8 protein-coding genes are annotated in these 17415 nt (G+C 52.7%); 2 read left to right on the forward strand and 6 right to left on the reverse strand.

What is annotated here, in order from left to right; translation table 11 throughout:
* Window positions 1-186: 186 nt before the first annotated feature.
* Window positions 187-2397: a DNA helicase RecQ gene (gene recQ, locus SH668x_RS17230; RefSeq protein WP_437186298.1), complete on the forward strand. Its 2211-nt coding sequence runs from the start codon at window positions 187-189 to the stop codon at window positions 2395-2397.
* A gap of 13 nt (window positions 2398-2410) precedes the next feature.
* On the opposite strand, the gene SH668x_RS17235 is transcribed toward recQ, so the two are convergent.
* The 6 genes from SH668x_RS17235 to SH668x_RS17260 form a co-directional block, all read right to left on the reverse strand.
* Window positions 2411-3334, reverse strand: coding sequence for a hypothetical protein (locus SH668x_RS17235; protein WP_437186299.1), 924 nt, complete (start codon window positions 3332-3334; stop codon window positions 2411-2413).
* Between the two features lie 4 nt (window positions 3335-3338).
* Window positions 3339-4967: a S41 family peptidase gene (locus tag SH668x_RS17240; RefSeq protein ID WP_437186300.1), complete on the reverse strand. Its 1629-nt coding sequence runs from the start codon at window positions 4965-4967 to the stop codon at window positions 3339-3341.
* A gap of 606 nt (window positions 4968-5573) precedes the next feature.
* The gene (locus tag SH668x_RS17245) at window positions 5574-6914 is read right to left on the reverse strand and encodes a DEAD/DEAH box helicase (RefSeq protein ID WP_437186301.1); all 1341 of its coding nucleotides are present in this window, start codon (window positions 6912-6914) and stop codon (window positions 5574-5576) included.
* A gap of 753 nt (window positions 6915-7667) precedes the next feature.
* Window positions 7668-9464, reverse strand: coding sequence for an ABC-F family ATP-binding cassette domain-containing protein (locus SH668x_RS17250; protein WP_437186302.1), 1797 nt, complete (start codon window positions 9462-9464; stop codon window positions 7668-7670).
* Window positions 9465-9645: 181 nt separating this feature from the next.
* A complete protein-coding gene (locus tag SH668x_RS17255; RefSeq protein WP_437186303.1) occupies window positions 9646-11016 on the reverse strand; it encodes an MFS transporter in 1371 nt (456 codons plus the stop codon).
* Window positions 11017-11111: 95 nt separating this feature from the next.
* Entirely contained in the window at window positions 11112-12086 is a 975-nt protein-coding gene (locus SH668x_RS17260) for a threonine ammonia-lyase (protein WP_437186304.1), read from the reverse strand.
* A 386-nt stretch (window positions 12087-12472) separates the two neighbouring features.
* Here SH668x_RS17260 and SH668x_RS17265 point away from each other — a divergent pair, with 386 nt between their 5' ends.
* Window positions 12473-17389 (forward strand): PVC-type heme-binding CxxCH protein, encoded by a 4917-nt coding sequence (locus SH668x_RS17265; protein ID WP_437186305.1) that lies wholly within the window; start codon window positions 12473-12475, stop codon window positions 17387-17389.
* Window positions 17390-17415 lie beyond the last annotated feature (26 nt).

The following is a 17415-nucleotide window of genomic DNA, read 5'->3' on the forward strand; positions in this document are numbered from 1 at the left end:
TCAGAGGTATTGTGTACCGCAAGATTACCGATTTCGCTCGGCCGTGAGGATGGATTGAGAGGTTCATTTCGCAGAATGTGGATGGGTTGCCTAGAATTCAATTTTTATCGAGTGCCACGGTTGCCGCATTGCATCTCGAACGGCGACAATCAGAGATCCTGGACATCTTTGATACGCTGATTTCACATGACTTCTCCGGCCACTCTTTCAGTTTCCGAACACACCCCGCGTCTACTTTCTGCCCTGCAGAAATATTGGGGTTACGAATCGTTCAGGCCACTTCAACAGGAAGCGATGGAGTCTGTCCTGTCCGGAACTGACACGCTGCTCGTTCTTCCGACGGGGGGTGGAAAGTCTTTGTGTTATCAGGCTCCGGCGCTCAGCATGCCTGGAACAGCAGTGATTGTCTCGCCGCTGATTTCTCTGATGAAGGATCAGGTCGACGCTGCCCGCGAGAACGGAATCAACGCAGCCTTTCTGAATAGCACGCTCACGCTTCAGGCACAGAGAGAAACGTTGCGAGAGGCCAGAAACGGAAAGCTTCAGCTTCTGTACGTTTCACCGGAACGACTCGCCAAAGAAGACTTCCTGAAGATCCTCACCGATGTTCCCGTCTCGATGTTTGCGATCGATGAAGCGCACTGCGTCAGTCAATGGGGACACGACTTTCGCCCACACTATCGCGAACTCGGTCAGATCCGCAAATTATTCCCCAACATCGGACTACATGCGTACACCGCGACAGCGACGGAACGGGTGCGGCAAGACATCGCTGCTCAACTGGGCCTGCGGAATCCCAAGGTATTGATTGGCAATTTCGACCGCCCCAATCTGCGATTTCGAATCGAACGCAAATCGGATCTCCAGTCTCAGATCGCAGGAGCACTCAGTCGGCATCCGAAAGAGTCCGGCATCATCTACTGCATCACCCGAAAAGAGGTGGAACAGTGGACTCTCGCGGTACGGGCGATGAAGAGAAAAGTCCGCGCCTATCACGCAGGATTGGACGATGAAGAACGTCAGGCGAATCAGGAGGCGTTTCTTCAGGATGAAGTTGACGTCATCGTCGCGACGGTCGCATTTGGAATGGGCATCGATAAATCCAACGTCCGCTTTGTGATTCACGCTGGGATGCCACAGTCGCTGGAGCATTACCAACAAGAGAGCGGGCGAGCAGGCCGCGACGGGCTTGAGGCGGACTGCTACCTCTTTTATGGCGGTGACGATATCCGTAAATGGCAACGAATATTCAGCGATCAACCGCCAGCAGTCCAGCGGGTCTCGTTGAATTCGTTACGCTCGATCGCAGACTTCTGCGAAGGAGTCATTTGTCGACATCGCGCACTCGTCCAGCACTTCGGGCAGGATCTCCCTCACGATTGTGGAAATGCCTGCGATCTGTGTCAGGATGAACGAACAACACTCCCAGACTCGCTGACGATCGCACAGAAAATACTCTCCTCGATCTATCGGCAAGAGCAACGCTTCGGAGCCGATTACACTGCGCTCGTCCTCAAGGGATCGCGCGACCAACGAGTGGTTGAGAATGGTCACGAAAAACTAAGTACATGGGGAATCCTGAAGCAGCACGAGAGAGAGGCCATTCTTTCCTGGATCGGTCAACTGATTCAACAGGGATTTCTGGAACGCGTCGGCGACTTTCACTGCCTCCAAATCACGGAAGCCGGCTTTGAAATCCTGAAAGGCCAAAACACAGTCAGATTGCTGACGCCAATCGATACGCAACGCAAAAAGGCGAGAAGCTCTGTTGCTGACGAAGATGTCGAATGGCTTGGAGTCGACCGGGACCTGTTCGAAATACTTCGAGAAGAACGAACATCCATTGCTCATGAACGAGGAGTTCCACCGTATTTGATTTTTGGTGACGCGACGCTTCGGCACATCGCCCGCCAGAAGCCTTCGTCACGAGAAAAGCTTTTGCTGATCTCTGGGATCGGGCAAAAGAAGCTGGAAGATCTCGGAGACCGGGTTCTCAGTGTGATTGCGAAGTATTGCACCGAGAACAACAAACCGTTCGATCAGGCAGCGACTCCCGGAATGGCCCGCACTACCGAACTAAAACGTGCCAACCCGGCTTCGTTTCCAGCGTTCCCGCTGTTTGACTTGGGCCACTCCATCGATGTTGTGATGGATCGACTCGGCCGGGCACGCGCCACGACAGTGGAGTACCTTTGCGATTACATCTTTGAAAAGCGGGAAACCAACCCGGCCCGGTGGCTCGACGAGGAACTTATCGCAAAAGTCGAGGCAGCAATCGACGAAGTGGGGATGCAACGCCTGAAACCGCTCTACTCCCACCTCAATGGAACAATCGAATACGACTACATTCGTATTGTCTGTAGTTGCCGACAGGTCCGCGAGTTTCTTTCGCGCTAAATGATGTCTGGCTTCAGAGACTCTTCTTCTCCGTGATTCTGCTCCATTTCATGCTGTAGAGCCCTTCGTTCTTGAATGCACAGACAGCCCATTCTCCAAGTGGATCACAAATCACTTCGATGACGTCATTCGGGACTTGAGATTTCCACAGTACGGTTCCCTCTTTATCCAGCCACTCGATCTCCCGTTCGACTGTGGAGGCAATGATGCGATCGGGATCGTAACTCGAGTCGATCCGATTGACGGTTCCATCCAGCACATAAGTTCCGAGAGCGTTTCCATCACCATCGAGAGCCTGAATGCCGTGCAGAAATCCTGCGATAAACAGGACATGCCCGTCGCCACAGACAGAAATCCTCGCCACATTCGACCGATTTGGGTGCTGCCAGATGAGCACTCCTCGCAGATTGAAACAGCAAACCAATCCATGATCTGCTGCACCGAAGAGAATCGGTTCCTCTGGACAGAATTTCAAAAAGGAGAGCGGACGAACGGACTCGAATGTCGCGACCGGCTTTTTCTTCCCCGCATAAATGAACGTCTTGCTATCAGCCAATCCAACAGCAAGATGATTCCCGAATGGCGAGACTGCGACACTGCGACAGACGTCATGAAACTTCAATTCCATCTCGACTTGCAGATGCTGATTCAATCGCACAACTCGATTCTCGCCGAGAATGGCGGCACCTTGCGAACCGTCATCACTCCAACTGAGTGCGACAATTGGCTGGTCGAATTGCTGATCCAGAACCTTGCGCCCAGCTGAATCCAGAACGGTGAGCTTCCCAGTCTCATCAGCGCAATAAAAATCTCCTGCTTCCCGACTGTGTTCAACACAAGTCAAAGGAGAAGGAGATTTGTAATTCCAATCTAACTTCGGACTCGTCCCTTCCCCATAAAACCAGGTTGGAACGTTCATCGAAGAAAGCTCGGCCATCAGTTTACTTCTTGGTAAACTCCAGACCTTGCAACTGGCGTAAGGCTTCTCGCAAGTCTGGATCGTTCTCGATATCGACGTCACCCAGAACACGATTCGTGGGCCCGTCCTGCACGACGACGTCAGGTTGGAGTCCGATCTTACCGTAGGTATTTCCACGTGGCGAGTAGAACTTGGCAGTTGTCAGTCGAATTGCTGTGGAATATTTCCCATCGAAAATCGACTGCACACTCCATTTACCGAACGATGTACGGCCCACAATCGTCCCACGCTGATGATCCTTAATTGCCCCAGCGACAATCTCACTGGCACTGGCGCTGTTTTCATCGATTAACAGGATAATTGGAACGTTCCATGTCCCTGGGCGATGTGCTGTGTAGGAAGCATTTTGATCCGCAGCACGACCGCGAGTCGAAACAATGACTCCTTCTTCCAGAAAGCGATCCAAAACCTCAATGGCAGCAGTCAGCAATCCACCCGGGTTTTCACGAAGATCCCAGACCAGTGATCGCATCCCCTGCTTACTCAACGAATTGAGTGCTTCATCCAGTTCCGCGACTGTTCCTTGCTGGAATCCGGTCATCTGGATGTACGCGATCCCGCGAGTCGAGTCGATGATCTTCGCTACAGGGATACTTCGCACTTTCACTTCACGACGAGTACAGACAACTTCAAAAACCGCGGAGTCTTTGCGAGAAACTTCAAGTTTGACCTGACTCCCAGCTTGTCCACCGAGAAGGCCAGCGGCCTCGTCAGTCGTGAGGTTTCGAATGTCTCGTCCATCAACCGTGATGATGAAGTCACCTCGTTTGAGTCCGGATGCAGCAGCAGGACTATCTGGCAGCACCTGTGCGAGAGACATTCCTTTCCCCGGCTCCGCATCCATCACAATCCCAATTCCAACGAACTCCCCTTTGATATTTCCAAAGAGATCCTGTTTCTTCCCGGGGCTGAGCACATTGGAATAGTCATCGAGGCAGTTACAGGCCCCAAAGACGTATTCCATAATCACCGGACCATGACCAAGTCCGACGCTTTGTCGACAGAACTCACAGATTTCCAATATCAGTTGGCGAGCCCCTGCTGGACCGCTGACAGGTTTGTTCCAGTACTTCTCAAAGAGATCGCGGCGAAGCTTTTGAATTTTCTCGCCAGATGCTCCAAAGAGATTTTCTTCCAGAAAGCGATCGTTTCCGAGCGCCAACCAGAGGCTCTCTGTCCCGTGAGCGACGATGGAAGTGGTGTTGATTGGATCGACGTAGTAAGTCTGAATATTTGAGAGAACGTCGTCGTAAAGAGACAAACTCATCTCTTGCGACATGGGCCGCAACGATTCCAGGAATGAGCTATCAGAGTAGCGACGAGCGACTGAGAACTGGAACTGTGACCGTCGCAGACCACGGACCAACGCCTCCTGATCTGGCCACTGCTTGAGCCCTTGCTTGTAAACAGCAACTGCTTCTTTCCAGTTTCGTTGTTCTTCAAACTGGATGGCTGATGCAAGCGCTGCCTGCACATCTGTATGAATTTCTGCAGCGTCGACGCGATTCCAAGCCAATGCGACGATGAGGCCGAGTGCTGCAATCGTTCTGAGTTGGGTATTGATGCGAACCAAAGTGGTCGTCAAATCCATTCTTATCCCTTTCGCGGGGGAGCTGGTGGAGTTCGTAGCCAAACTTCCATGTGAGGAAACCCCCTGCCAACAGGAGCTCAACTTCATCATCCTGACGAAGCGTTCACTTGAACCTACTTCACGATGCCAGCGCGGGCAAAAGACCACAAGCGAGGAACTTAACTAAAAAAGCTCGACCCGCCTGATTTCGTCAAAACTCACCCGAAAAAGACAACTAAGCAGTTCGTTCCGACTAGCAAAGATGCGAAGCGCTCAAAAAATGTCGGAATTTCACCGAAAAATCACGCCAATACAGTCCGCAAAGCCGTTACAACCAAGCCGTTACAACCACACCATACAACAATGCAATCACCTTCCCCCCGACCCGCACATCCCCACCAAAACGATAAATTTCGTAGAACTCAATCGTACAGAAATGAAAACGTGACCACACAGACGATCCAACCGTCACAGGACTCACAGAAAACAGCCCCGTACTCGGGGAACTCCGCAAACCAATTCAAACTCCCCCAGTCAATCGCTCGCGACTCAAATGAAAAACGGCTCCAGAAACCAAAGGTTCCTGGAGCCGTCGAATTCGATGAATCGGACGCTGTGGAGAACAGCTTACGGCTGACGAGAAAACCTCTTCCCGCCCGATTTGCCGTTACCTCTCCCCCCGGAGGCACGTTCGCCGCCAGCATTTCCTCCGGCCCCGCCATGACGACCACTGCCCTGCTTGGGGCGTCGAGGTGCTCCACTTGAACCACCCCCATTGTTTGGTCGTCCTCCCGACTGCCGGCCTTTTCCAGCCGCTGGACGAGTACTTGCCCCTGCTGGAAACTTGTCGGGAAAGTCCGGGTGGACTGGAACAGATCGGCGGATCAGCTTTTCAATTGCTCGCAACTGACTTCGCTCGCTGGAATCGCACAGCGTGTAGGCGATTCCGCTCGCACCAGCCCGACCAGTACGTCCAATTCGATGAACGTACGATTCTGGCTCAACGGGCAAATCATAATTCACGACGTGCGTGAGTCCTTCAACGTCGAGTCCTCGTGCTGCCAGGTCAGTGGCGACCAGAACACTCAGTTTTTCGGACTTGAACTGATCCAAAGTCCGAGTTCTCGCATTCTGGGACTTATTGCCGTGAATTGCCTCCGCCTTGATGCCGTGCATGGTCAACTGCTTGGCAAGCCGGTCGGCTCCACGCTTTGTACGAGTGAAAACAATCGCTTTCCCAACGTCTGCCCCTTTCAGAATGCTGTCCAGCAAGGGGCCTTTATTGAGGTTCGATACGTACAGGACCTGCTGTTCGATCAGTTCCACAGTAGAGGACTGCGGAGCCACTTCGACTCGGACGGGGTCCGTGAGGAGACCCGCAGCGAGTTCAGCCACTCGGCCGGGAAGTGTCGCTGAGAAAAAGAGTGAATGTCGCTGCTTGGGAAGCTTCGCGATAATCCGCTTCAGGTCTGGAAGAAACCCCATGTCCAGCATGCGGTCCGCTTCATCCAGAACGAATGTTTCGAGCTGTTCGAGATGAATATGCCCCTGATTCATCAAGTCGAGTAGCCGCCCCGGAGTTGCAACGAGCACGTGAACGCCGCGGTTCAGCGATTGAACCTGCCGCCCTTGCCCGACTCCTCCGAAAATCACGGTCGTTCGCGTACGTAAATGCTTGCCATACGTTAGAAAGCTGTCTCCGATCTGCGATGCCAATTCGCGTGTCGGAGCGAGAATCAAAACTCGTGGTCGATTTGGAATTGACTTGGCACGATTGATTCCCAACCGATTCAAAATCGGCAATGCAAATGCCGCAGTCTTTCCTGTTCCTGTCTGTGCACATCCCAATAAATCACGTCCATCGATCAGGTGTGGAATCGATTGAGCCTGGATCGGAGTGGGTGACGTATATTCGACGTCGGCAAGGGCTTGTTGAATTTCCGGAATCAGATTGAGATCAGTAAACAAAGGGGAGTTCAAATCGGAACTTTCAGTTGAACAAGTCAGGCCTCGGTTCCGGAAGACACCGGCACCCGCCTGACTGCATTATGATTTTTTACCGCTTGCCTCAATGACAAGGGGTGGGGCCAAGGAGTCGATCAAGAAAGAATGCCTCTCCAATCGAACTGATTCACCGCAGTTTGTTCCCGCCGGTCTCTCTTGCCCAGAAGATAGACGGAAAAAGAAAGAACGGATTCGCCGACTCATGATTGGACTCGGACCTGCCGCTGGATGATGCAAAAAACCACCAATTTGCAGTGAAATTCATCTGCAACAGCGATTCTCCGCGAACGTTCCAGAAACCAGATCTTTGCTGTTCTTCCTGGGTGGCCGCAAAAAAGAGAAATTTCGGCATCCTACAAGACGAGGAGTCTTGCCGAAAAGTTCGCGATATTTCGCGGCAGTGGCCATTCCAAGAGGAGAAACGAACAGCGTTTCAACCGAGTCAGGGCCATTGCTGAGTCATCTACGATCACTCAGCGAACTTGGTCAGGTAAGTGTACCGCCGACATGATAAGACGACAAGATGTGAACCTCGCCAGGTCGCTGAATTCCAGACGAACACGCAGTTCCCACGGCTTTCGTGAAACATTGCAGGAATGCTGTCGAAAAGAGCCGCACGAGATTTTGGGCAACACTGACGCATCACCTAGCTGATCATCCGGTGATTCCCTGAACGCATCGCCTCACATTCAAGCTCTTGCCGCCAGCGTCCAGAACTCACTCGAATGAATCGAGTTCAGTCTGGAGTTCAAGCCAACGATCTTCCGCGTCACTGAGTTCCTGACTCACCGCGGTGAACTGGGTATGGAATTCCAGAGCCTTCTTGGGATCCGTGGCTTCCATGAGTTGCTTGTTGAGATCGCGTTTCTGTGTATCCAACTTGGCAATCGTTCGTTCAAGATTGACTTTCTCTTTGCGGATGACTCGATCATCTCGCTTAGCTGCCGGCTTCTTTTCTGCAGATTTGGCCGCAGTCGAAGGCATCGGAGCAGCACGCCCCTTGCTGGCAGCGAGTTCACGTTCGCCGTCTTCAATCTCTTTATTGACGGAATAGAGATAAGAATCGTAGTCACCACCGTAGTTGCGAGCAGTTCCGTCGCGAACTTCCACAATACAGGTCGCCACATTCTTCATAAAATAACGATCGTGGCTCGTGAAGATCACGGTCCCTTTATACTCGAGCAACGCGCTGGTCAGGGATTCAACCGTTTCCACATCTAAATGGTTCCCCGGTTCGTCCAACACAAGGATGTTGTACGTGCCCAAAAGTAGGCCGGCCATGCACAAACGCGCCCGCTCTCCCCCAGAGAGTACGGAAATTTTCTTCTTGGTGTGTCCGCCACGGAACAACAGTGCTCCTGCTCCTGCCAGCAGTTCTTGAGTGGTTGTCCCCGGCTTAGCCACGTAATCGAGGTACTCGAGAACAGTCTGATTCTGGGGAAGACTTGTGTAAACATGCTGGGCGTAGACACCAATTTCACACCCGTAGCCCCACTTCACCTCTCCATCGAGCGGTTTCAGTGAGTCCACCAAGGTACGCAGCAAGGTCGTCTTCCCCTGCCCGTTATCTCCTACGATCGCTGCTCGTTGACCATGTTCGATTTCCAGGTCGATCCCCTTGGCGATCACGTGCTCGCCGTAGCCAATCGCCATCTCTTTACATCGAACCGCTGGCCCCTGACGAGGGTCAACACGAGGGCACCGCATGTGTGCGACTGCTTCATCCGCCGCAATATCGATCGTCTGCAACTTCTCGAGTTGCTTTTCTTTGGATTTCGCACGAGTCGCAGTACTTGCGCGGGCTTTGTTTTTATCGATGAACTTTTGCAGTTCTTTCTGCTTTGAGATGACAGCCTGATTGACGCGAAGGTCATGCTCTTTGCGATCTGCCTGATACTCTAGAAAACTCTCAATCGGCCCGGGATACATGGTGAGTTTGCCGCGGGTCAGATCGAGTGTGTGCGTGCAAGTTGCATTCAGAAACGCACGATCGTGGGAGACAATCAGGCACGCCTGCTCGAAATGCTTCAGGAAGTGCTCGAGGAGAATCTGTGTTCGCAAGTCAAGAAAGTTGGTCGGTTCGTCCAGCAGCAGCAATCGTGGCTCATGCAACAGGAGCGCTGCCAGCTTGACTCGAGTCTGCCAACCTCCGGAGAGCTTGGAAACTGGTCCTTCCAGGTAAGTTCCTTTGACTTCGAATTCGCCTGCAACCTCTCCGCACTTCCAGTCAGGCTGACCAGAGTCCCGCATGAGAAAATCCAAAGCGGATTCTCCTGGAAGAAATGGATCGTGCTGTCGCAGATATCCGACCTGCAAATTGGAAGCTCGCGTCACTTCGCCGCTGTCGAGCTCTTCTTCCCCGAGAAGAACTTTCAAAAGAGTCGACTTGCCAGCACCATTTCGTCCGACGAATCCGACTTTCACCCCATCCATTAACGTGGCACTGGCATCATCCAGCAGTACTTGATCGCCGAAACTCTTGACACCGTTACGGATTTGCAGCAGGACTGACATTTGAACTTTCTCGGAGACGAAATCGGACCCAAGTGGGAATCGTATGTCCAGAACTCCCGCGAGTAAAGGAATTCCCTCCCGGGGCAAATAGGGATCTTTCAATCCGCCACCGAATCAGATCAACACAAACCGATGTCTCTACCGCCCAAAAGGATTCCTGCAACGTCCCATCCCCAAGCCCTCACGACTCCGATACGGGCCCGGTATCGAACTTCCACCGCACAGGTTCTACCCGTCTGATCGTCAACAACAGCAAGGCCACCGCGACGAGTAAAACTCCAGAAGTGAGATAGAAGGACGAATCATACGATCCTGACTTCTCATGGAGCCATCCAGTAATGACAGAGGAAAAAGCCCCCGCGAGGTTCCCAAAGGCATTTGCGACTCCACTCCATTTACTTGCACCTGCCTCGCCAGCCAACGTCTGCGTGACTGCCCAGATACTGCAGGAAACCATCGCAAACCCGATACAGGCACACGTTGTAATCAAAAGAATCGTGAACCCGCCGGGCGGAATGACAGAAGTCTCAATGGGAGAATTGCTGAACAATTGCCGAAACGCATCGATCCCTTGCAGCACTACGGATCGGACCGGCTGAATCCAAGTTGGGTCATCCTTAACAAATGGAATCAACAACATCATCGGAGCAGCGATGGCGAATCCACCCACAAGCATGATTAGCCGACTGAACGTTGCGGAAAGCCCGCTGGAGATCATTTTATCCGAGAGAAATCCCCCGAAAACAGTGACCACTGCCATCACAGTGAATGGAATCGATCCATAGATCGCCATTTCGGACTTAGTAAATCCGCGCTGCGTCTCCAGAAAGTCAGGCAGATAGGATATCAGGAAGTAAAGTGAATAACCTAACGCACTGAACCCTATAGATGTCCCCCAGAATGGAACCTTCGCCCAAAGATCCATGTAGGTGGCCGATCGTTTATTCTCTTCCTCTTGAAGTGAATCGAGGTCACTGACACGAGAAACACGTTCGTTGGGAACGATCAGCATCCAGGGGATCAACCAGAGGAGACTCACCACCCCGGTTAGAATGAAAAGTGGTCGCCAGCCCCATTGATTCGCAATCAGACCACCAACCAGAATACTGATAGCCGGCCCAATTTTCGTCCCGGCAGCGATCAGTGCATTGGCTGTTCCCCGCTTTTCCTCCGGAATATTCGCGACAAGGATCTTGGAGACACAAGGATAGACGACGCTCTCGCCGATCCCCAGTAACAGCCGCATGACGAATAAGGCCCAGAAGCCCCACACCAAACCTGCCCCAAGAGTTGCCAGCGTCCAGACGAGGAATCCAATCGCGAAGACATGCTTCACGGAGAACCGGTCAGAGAACCACGCGGCCCCAAATTGAGCGAGCGAATAGCTCCAGAAAAAAGCTGAGATTAACCAGCCCATTTCCAGATTGCCGAAACCAAGCTCAGCCTTCAGATTCGTGGAAACGACTGAGAGGTTCTGGCGATCGACATAACTTAAGACCGCCGCAATTATCAGCAAAACCAGTATGGCTCGCCCTCGCCCTGGTGACTGCATCAGATCGCATTTCAGACTGCTAAGCGCTCAAGAGACACGGACGAACCTTTGCGCAGCGTTCGTCATTTCCTATGAACACAGGTAAGGTGAACTGATCAAACTTTAAATCGCTGACGATATTCAAAAAGATCAGACAGAGCAACGTTCCCACCGCACAGTAGCAAGACCACTTTCTCGCCTGGCTTGAACGTTCCTTTGTGAGTCTCTGCAGCGGCCAGACAGCATGCCGCTGCGGGTTCAGTCAGCGTTTTCACCCGCTCCAGCAAAAAGATGAGAGAGCGGACAGCTTCTTTGTCATCTACGACGACCACATCTTCCACGAATTTTCGAGTCGCTTCGAATGTCATCTGTGACACTCGTACCGCGGATAACGTCCGTGCAATCGAAGTGAGCGCAGACATCTCAATCAGCGAATTGGCAGCGAGACTTTGAGCCATCGTGTCTGCCCCCAGAGTCTCGACCCCATAGAGCTTCATCTCCGGCAGAGCCGCTTTCATCACAGAGCCGATCCCTGCGATCAGCCCTCCTCCTCCGATGCTCACGTACATCCGCGTCACGCCTGGCAGCTCATCCAGAATTTCCAGACCAATGGTTCCCTGTCCAGCAGCGACAAGCGGATCATCGAACGGTGGAACAAATGACATCCCGGCGTCGCGTCGTTTCATTGCTTCTGCAATTGACCCGGACTGACCACCCTCGCACAGAATGACTTCCGCACCGTAGCCGCGGGTCGCATCGACGTAGTTAGACGGGGTGTTATCTGGCATACAGATTGTCGCTCGCAGGCCCAACAGTTTCGCTGCGTACGCCACACCTTGAGCGTGATTTCCACCACTGACGGCGACAACTCCCGCCGCCCGTTCCGCCGGTGTCATTGCGAGAATTTTGTTGAACGCACCGCGTGGCTTGAAAGACCCGGTTTTCTGCAGACATTCCAACTTCAGGTAAACGTCCACTTCCAGCAAATCGCTGATTGTTTGCGAAAACACCAGCGGCGTTTTGTGCAGATAACCGGCAATTCGCTGTTGTGCCTGAAGAACGAGGTCGAGAGTGGGAGCTGTCTGATTCATAGCTGTGCTGTGTGCAGAAACCGGTCAATCTGACTGAAATCGAACTGTGTTAATTGAAGGCTCGTTGAATCATCACCGCCCTGACTCAGAATGCAACCTAGCGCTCTGGCAACTTGACTCGAAATTTATGAGTACCCCCATAACACAAAGAGCAACACTCTTTGCGGCGACGCAGCATCCACCTGCGACTTCAGCGCAGTGGAACGCACAAAGTCGACTCTCATGCGCATTTCCCGGTCCATTCTTCGATGTACTACCAATTCGGAGCGATTTCAATATCCGTTTATTTGATTCGATTGACTCAAACGCATCGAGAAGAAATGATGCGAACACACGCAACAAAACGTTTGGCGAAGATTTACCCACCCCAATAGATTGAGCGACCATTGAAACGACTCAAACTCTTCCTTGCCGGGCTGACACTGGCAGTCTCGACAACTCAGCTCTGCAATGGTGCTGACCCTGCCTTCGAACTGAAGAAGGGAGACCACATCAGCGTAATAGGAAACACCCTTCCAGATCGAATGCAACATGATGGCTGGCTGGAAGCGCTCATTCAGCACCGATTTCCCGAACACGAGCTCGTCTTCAGAAATCTCTCATTCCCCGGCGACGAAGTCGATGTCCGACCACGTTCAGACAACTTCGGAACTCCTGAAGACTGGCTGAAGAAGAACCAGACTGACGTTGTCTTTGCGTTCTTCGGCTATAATGAGGCCTTCGCTGGAGAGGCTGGACTTCCAGCTTTTCGCGATCGACTCAGAAAATTCATCGACGAAACGCAAGCCGCTCAGTACAACGACCGGGCTCCTGCACGTCTTGTCCTCTTCTCGCCCATCGCAGCAGAAGAGTTGAACAATCCGAACCTTCCAAGTAGCCAGGAACAGAACTCCCGTCTGGCAATCTACGCTAAGGCGATGGAGGAAATCGCGAAGGAAAAGGATGTTCCTTTCGTTGACTTGTATACTCCCTCCTACGAGATCTTTGCTCGGGAATCAGAGCCGCAAACAATCAACGGGGTCCACCTGACCCCCGATGGCAATCACAAAATCTCGGAAGTGATCGTCAAGTCGCTCTTCGGGGCCGAGGCTCCGCAAGTTGATGCTCATCTCGAGAAGCTGCGACTGGCAGTTGTCGACAAAGACTTCAAATGGTTCAACGTCTATCGCGCTATCGATGGCTACAACATCTTTGGCGGCCGCTCCAAGCTGGAATGGTTTGGACAAAGTAATGCAGACGTGATGGGACGTGAAATGGAGATTTTCACAGTCCAAACGAACAACCGTGACCAACGCATCTGGGCAATCGCCAAAGGGGGCGACCTCGAGATTGATGACAGCAACACCCCACCGGAACTTGTCGTTCAGACAAACAAGCCGGGTCCACTCGAAGGGGGCAAATATCCCTTCGAAACGGGCGAAGGGGGGATTGCTCTCATGCAGATCGGAAAAGGGTTGCAGGTCAACCTTTTCGCATCTGAAGAAATGTTCCCGGACATGATCAAGCCGGTACAGATGGCTGTCGACACCGATGGGCGACTCTGGGCTGCCACTTGGCCGACTTATCCACACTGGAATCCGAACGAACCACTCGCTGACAAGCTCATCATCCTCCCGGACGAAGATGGCGACGGCAAAGCCGACAAACTCATCGTTTTCGCGGAGGGGCTGAATAGCATCACCGGATTCGAATTCTGGAACGGCGGAGTTCTGGTCGCTGCCGCCCCTGAAATTCTCTTCCTGAAAGACACTGACGGCGACGATGTTGCCGACGTCAAAATTCGCATGCTTCAGGGGATTTCCTCCGAAGATTCACACCACACCGCTAACTCACTCACCATCGGCCCTGACGGTGGGCTGTATTCGTCGCACGGAATTTTCCACGTTGACAACATGGAAACCCCGACGAAAACCTTCCGTTCAGAGGCATCGGGTGTCTTTCGTTTCGATCCACGAACTTTTGAAGTGACATTTGAGCACCCAATCGGTCCGAACCCTCATGGAATCGCTGTCGACCAGTGGGGATACATGTTCGCCAATGACGGAACAGGAGGAGCAGGAAGCTACGTCTCGATCGGCAAAGGTGTTCCACCGCCAAAGAACTGGTTCCAGCAGCGGGTGCGCCCGGTTGCCGCCACAGGTTTCCTCTCAAGCTCACAATTCCCTGACGAATTCAATGGGGACTTCCTCATCTGCAATTGTATCGGTGTACTCGGCGTGTTGCGTCACCAGGTGCAATACGACGGAGCAGATATCAACGCCGTCGAAGTTGAACCAATCCTGATTTCCTCCGATCCGAATTTCCGTCCGACCGACGTCGAAGTCGCTGGCGATGGTGCACTGTATGTCTCTGATTGGGCAAACCCACTTATCGGGCACATGCAACACAACATTCGCGATCCAAACCGCGACCACATTCACGGTCGCATCTACCGCGTCACTTATGAAGGAAAGGCAAACCCCAAGCCGTTAAAACTCAAGGGAAAGCCAATCACGGAAGTCGCACAGGCGTTTTATCAGCCAGACACCGGATCACGTTACCGCGCCCGTCTGGAACTGACAGGTAGGACTCCGGAAGCAATCAAGTCTGAACTTGGCCCGTGGACCGAGAGGATTCAGCCGACAACTCCAGAGCACGAACAGGCCCTGCTCGAAGCTCTGTGGGTTTTTGAAGAACAGCGAATCCCGAACGAGCCCTTGCTGAAGAAAGTTTTGACCGCCAAGGAACCTCGTGTTCGTGCCGCTGCAATCCGAACACTCGGACACTGGGGCGAAAAGGTTTCAAGCTGGGAATCGCTACTACTGGCTGCTGCGCAGGAGGACGAACCTTTGGTTCGCGCAGAAGCAGTCAAAGCTGCGGTTTCATTCACCGGTCCATCCGCTGCCGAAGTCGTCTTCCAGGTAGCACAGCGACCATCCGACGTGCAAATTGCCTACGTTCTGCGATATTCCGCTGGGCAGCTCAAAGTCAATGCGGTCCTGAAGGATCAGATTGCCTCCGGAAAGGCACTCTCCCCGGCAGCTCATCAATATGCCCTTGCTAACGCCGATGTGGATGACCTGCTCAAACTCGGTAAGACAGAAGAGATTTACCTCGCGATCCTGTCTCGTCAGACGCTCCCACCAGCGGTCCTGAAAGAAGCTCTCGTCGGTCTCGCGGCACTGCGAAACATCAGCCCGATCAACCTGACATTGGATCTACTGGTTCAACAGGACGCTACCGAACAGACATCGAATCTCCCGGTGCTCATACAGCTGCTCCTCGAACAACCAGCGCAGGAGCTTCATCAGGTTCGAAGCCAACTTGAAAAGCTATACACCTCGAGCAAAACGAAAGATGCAGTCGTCGCTGGGTATGCAGCATCGATCATCGCTGATCAGGGACTTCACAACGTCCTTGAAAAGTCGCTGGACTCCAAGAATCGCTTTGCAAACGTTCTTGCCTCAATCCAACTCCTCAAAGACGAATCACTCCGCAATAGTCTGTATTCGCAGCTACGCGGGTATCAATTCGAGCTTCCTTCTTCACTCGCGGACGCATCGGGATCAAGTGCGATCGGTGCCCCGGGAATCTTTGTTGAGTATTTCCATCCAAATGGTAAAGACGTTTCTCAGGAAACGCTGGCGAAGATGAAGCCGCTCAATTCAGGGATCGTAAACGAGATTTCTCTGAACGTTCCACAGCGAGCCCGAAGTGATGAATACACACTGCGATTCACCACGACACTCCAGATTGAAACGGAAGGCAAGTACACGTTCTTTGTCCGATCCGACGATGGATCTCGCGTGTATGTCGATAATCAGCTGATCATCGACAATGATGGCCCACACGGGTCGATCGAGAAAAATGCTCAGGTTCAGCTCTCCGCTGGTCCACACAAACTTGTCGTCAACTATTCCAATCAAACCGGTGGCTTTGATCTCAATTTCGACTGGAGAGGTCCGGGAATCAAACGCGGACCACTCCCATTGAATCTGCTGGCTGTCGAAGGTGCCAAGACACTCACCGATGAGATCATCCATACCTTGGCGACACTACCGGGCCACGAAGACCAGAAGTTCGACGACTTGGTCGCAGTCATCAAGTCCGGCAAGAATCGGGCGGCCGCGATCAACGCACTGGCACTCGTTCCAACGTCGAACTGGAAAAAGAACAACCTTCAGGAACTAGCTGACAACCTGGTCGCGTACCTGACCGAGATTCCCACGAAGAACCGGACATCACCCAACGCGGTGACAACGACCAAGCTCGCAAAGATCGCGGCTGAATCACTGTCTGCCGAACGCAAGGCGGAGATTCTTGCCCGCCTCGAAAACCTGGACATTCGCTCCATCGCGATCGGTGCAGTCCCCGAGCGGATGATCTATGACAAGGAACGCATCGTTGTTCAAGCGGGAAAAACCGTGGAGTTCGTGTTCTCAAACACAGACAACATGCCCCATAACCTGGTGATTGTTCAGCCGGGCTCGTTGGAAGAAATCGGGCTGCTGGCAGAACAAACCGCCCAGAACGCTGATGCAATGCAGCGACAGTACGTTCCGAAGTCCGACAAAATTCTCCTCAGCGGCAATCTGTTGAAGCCCGGTGAAACGGAACGATTGAGCTTCGAGGTCCCGACCAAGCCCGGAGTGTACCCATATGTCTGTACTTACCCCGGACACTGGCGGCGTATGTATGGAGCACTGTACGTCATCGATTCTTCCGCTGAGGATGAAGCGGCTGCAATTGCTGCCTTGAAGCCGCAAGATGAACTGTTGGCGTATCTCCTCCGAAATACCGAGTGGAAATACGACGACCTCACCAAGGCGGCTGATCAAGTGGCGATGGGGCACTCACCCCGATCATTCGAAGTCGGCAAACAGCTCTTCAAAGTGGCAGCTTGCGTCAGCTGCCACAAGCTGAACGGCGAGGGACAACCGATCGGTCCGGATCTGGCACAACTCGATTCGAAACTTTCGATGAAGGAAGTGCTGCGAGATATTATTGAGCCGTCTCATCGCATCAACGAGAAGTTTTCTTCGCAGCTATTCGCTCTGGAAGATGGTCAGGTTGTGACCGGTCTGGTCATCAGCGAAGATGCAGAGACGGTGAAGGTTGTGACGAACCCCTTGGCTCCAGACAAGGCGGTCACAATCAAGAAAGGCGACATCGACGAGCGAGCAGTATCCAAAGTCTCGCTGATGCCGCAAGGAGTGCTCAACAAGTTGACCGAAGAAGAAATCATGGATCTGCTTGCATACATCTATGCTCGCGGGGATGCAAAACATGAACTCTTCAAGGGTCATGAAGGGCACGATCACTAAATTCGATCGGCCGGATGACAATGAAT

Source organism: Planctomicrobium mucosum, from assembly GCF_051466335.1.
In the GTDB taxonomy this organism is placed as follows: domain Bacteria; phylum Planctomycetota; class Planctomycetia; order Planctomycetales; family Planctomycetaceae; genus Planctomicrobium.

Coding starts and splice junctions, on each gene's coding strand:
- SH668x_RS17260 (WP_437186304.1), bottom strand. CDS start 12,086: ATGAATCAGACAGCTCCCACTCTCGACCTCGTTCTTCAGGCACAACAG.
- SH668x_RS17235 (WP_437186299.1), bottom strand. CDS start 3,334: ATGGCCGAGCTTTCTTCGATGAACGTTCCAACCTGGTTTTATGGGGAA.
- SH668x_RS17250 (WP_437186302.1), bottom strand. CDS start 9,464: ATGTCAGTCCTGCTGCAAATCCGTAACGGTGTCAAGAGTTTCGGCGAT.
- SH668x_RS17240 (WP_437186300.1), bottom strand. CDS start 4,967: ATGGATTTGACGACCACTTTGGTTCGCATCAATACCCAACTCAGAACG.
- SH668x_RS17255 (WP_437186303.1), bottom strand. CDS start 11,016: ATGCAGTCACCAGGGCGAGGGCGAGCCATACTGGTTTTGCTGATAATT.
- recQ (WP_437186298.1), top strand. CDS start 187: ATGACTTCTCCGGCCACTCTTTCAGTTTCCGAACACACCCCGCGTCTA.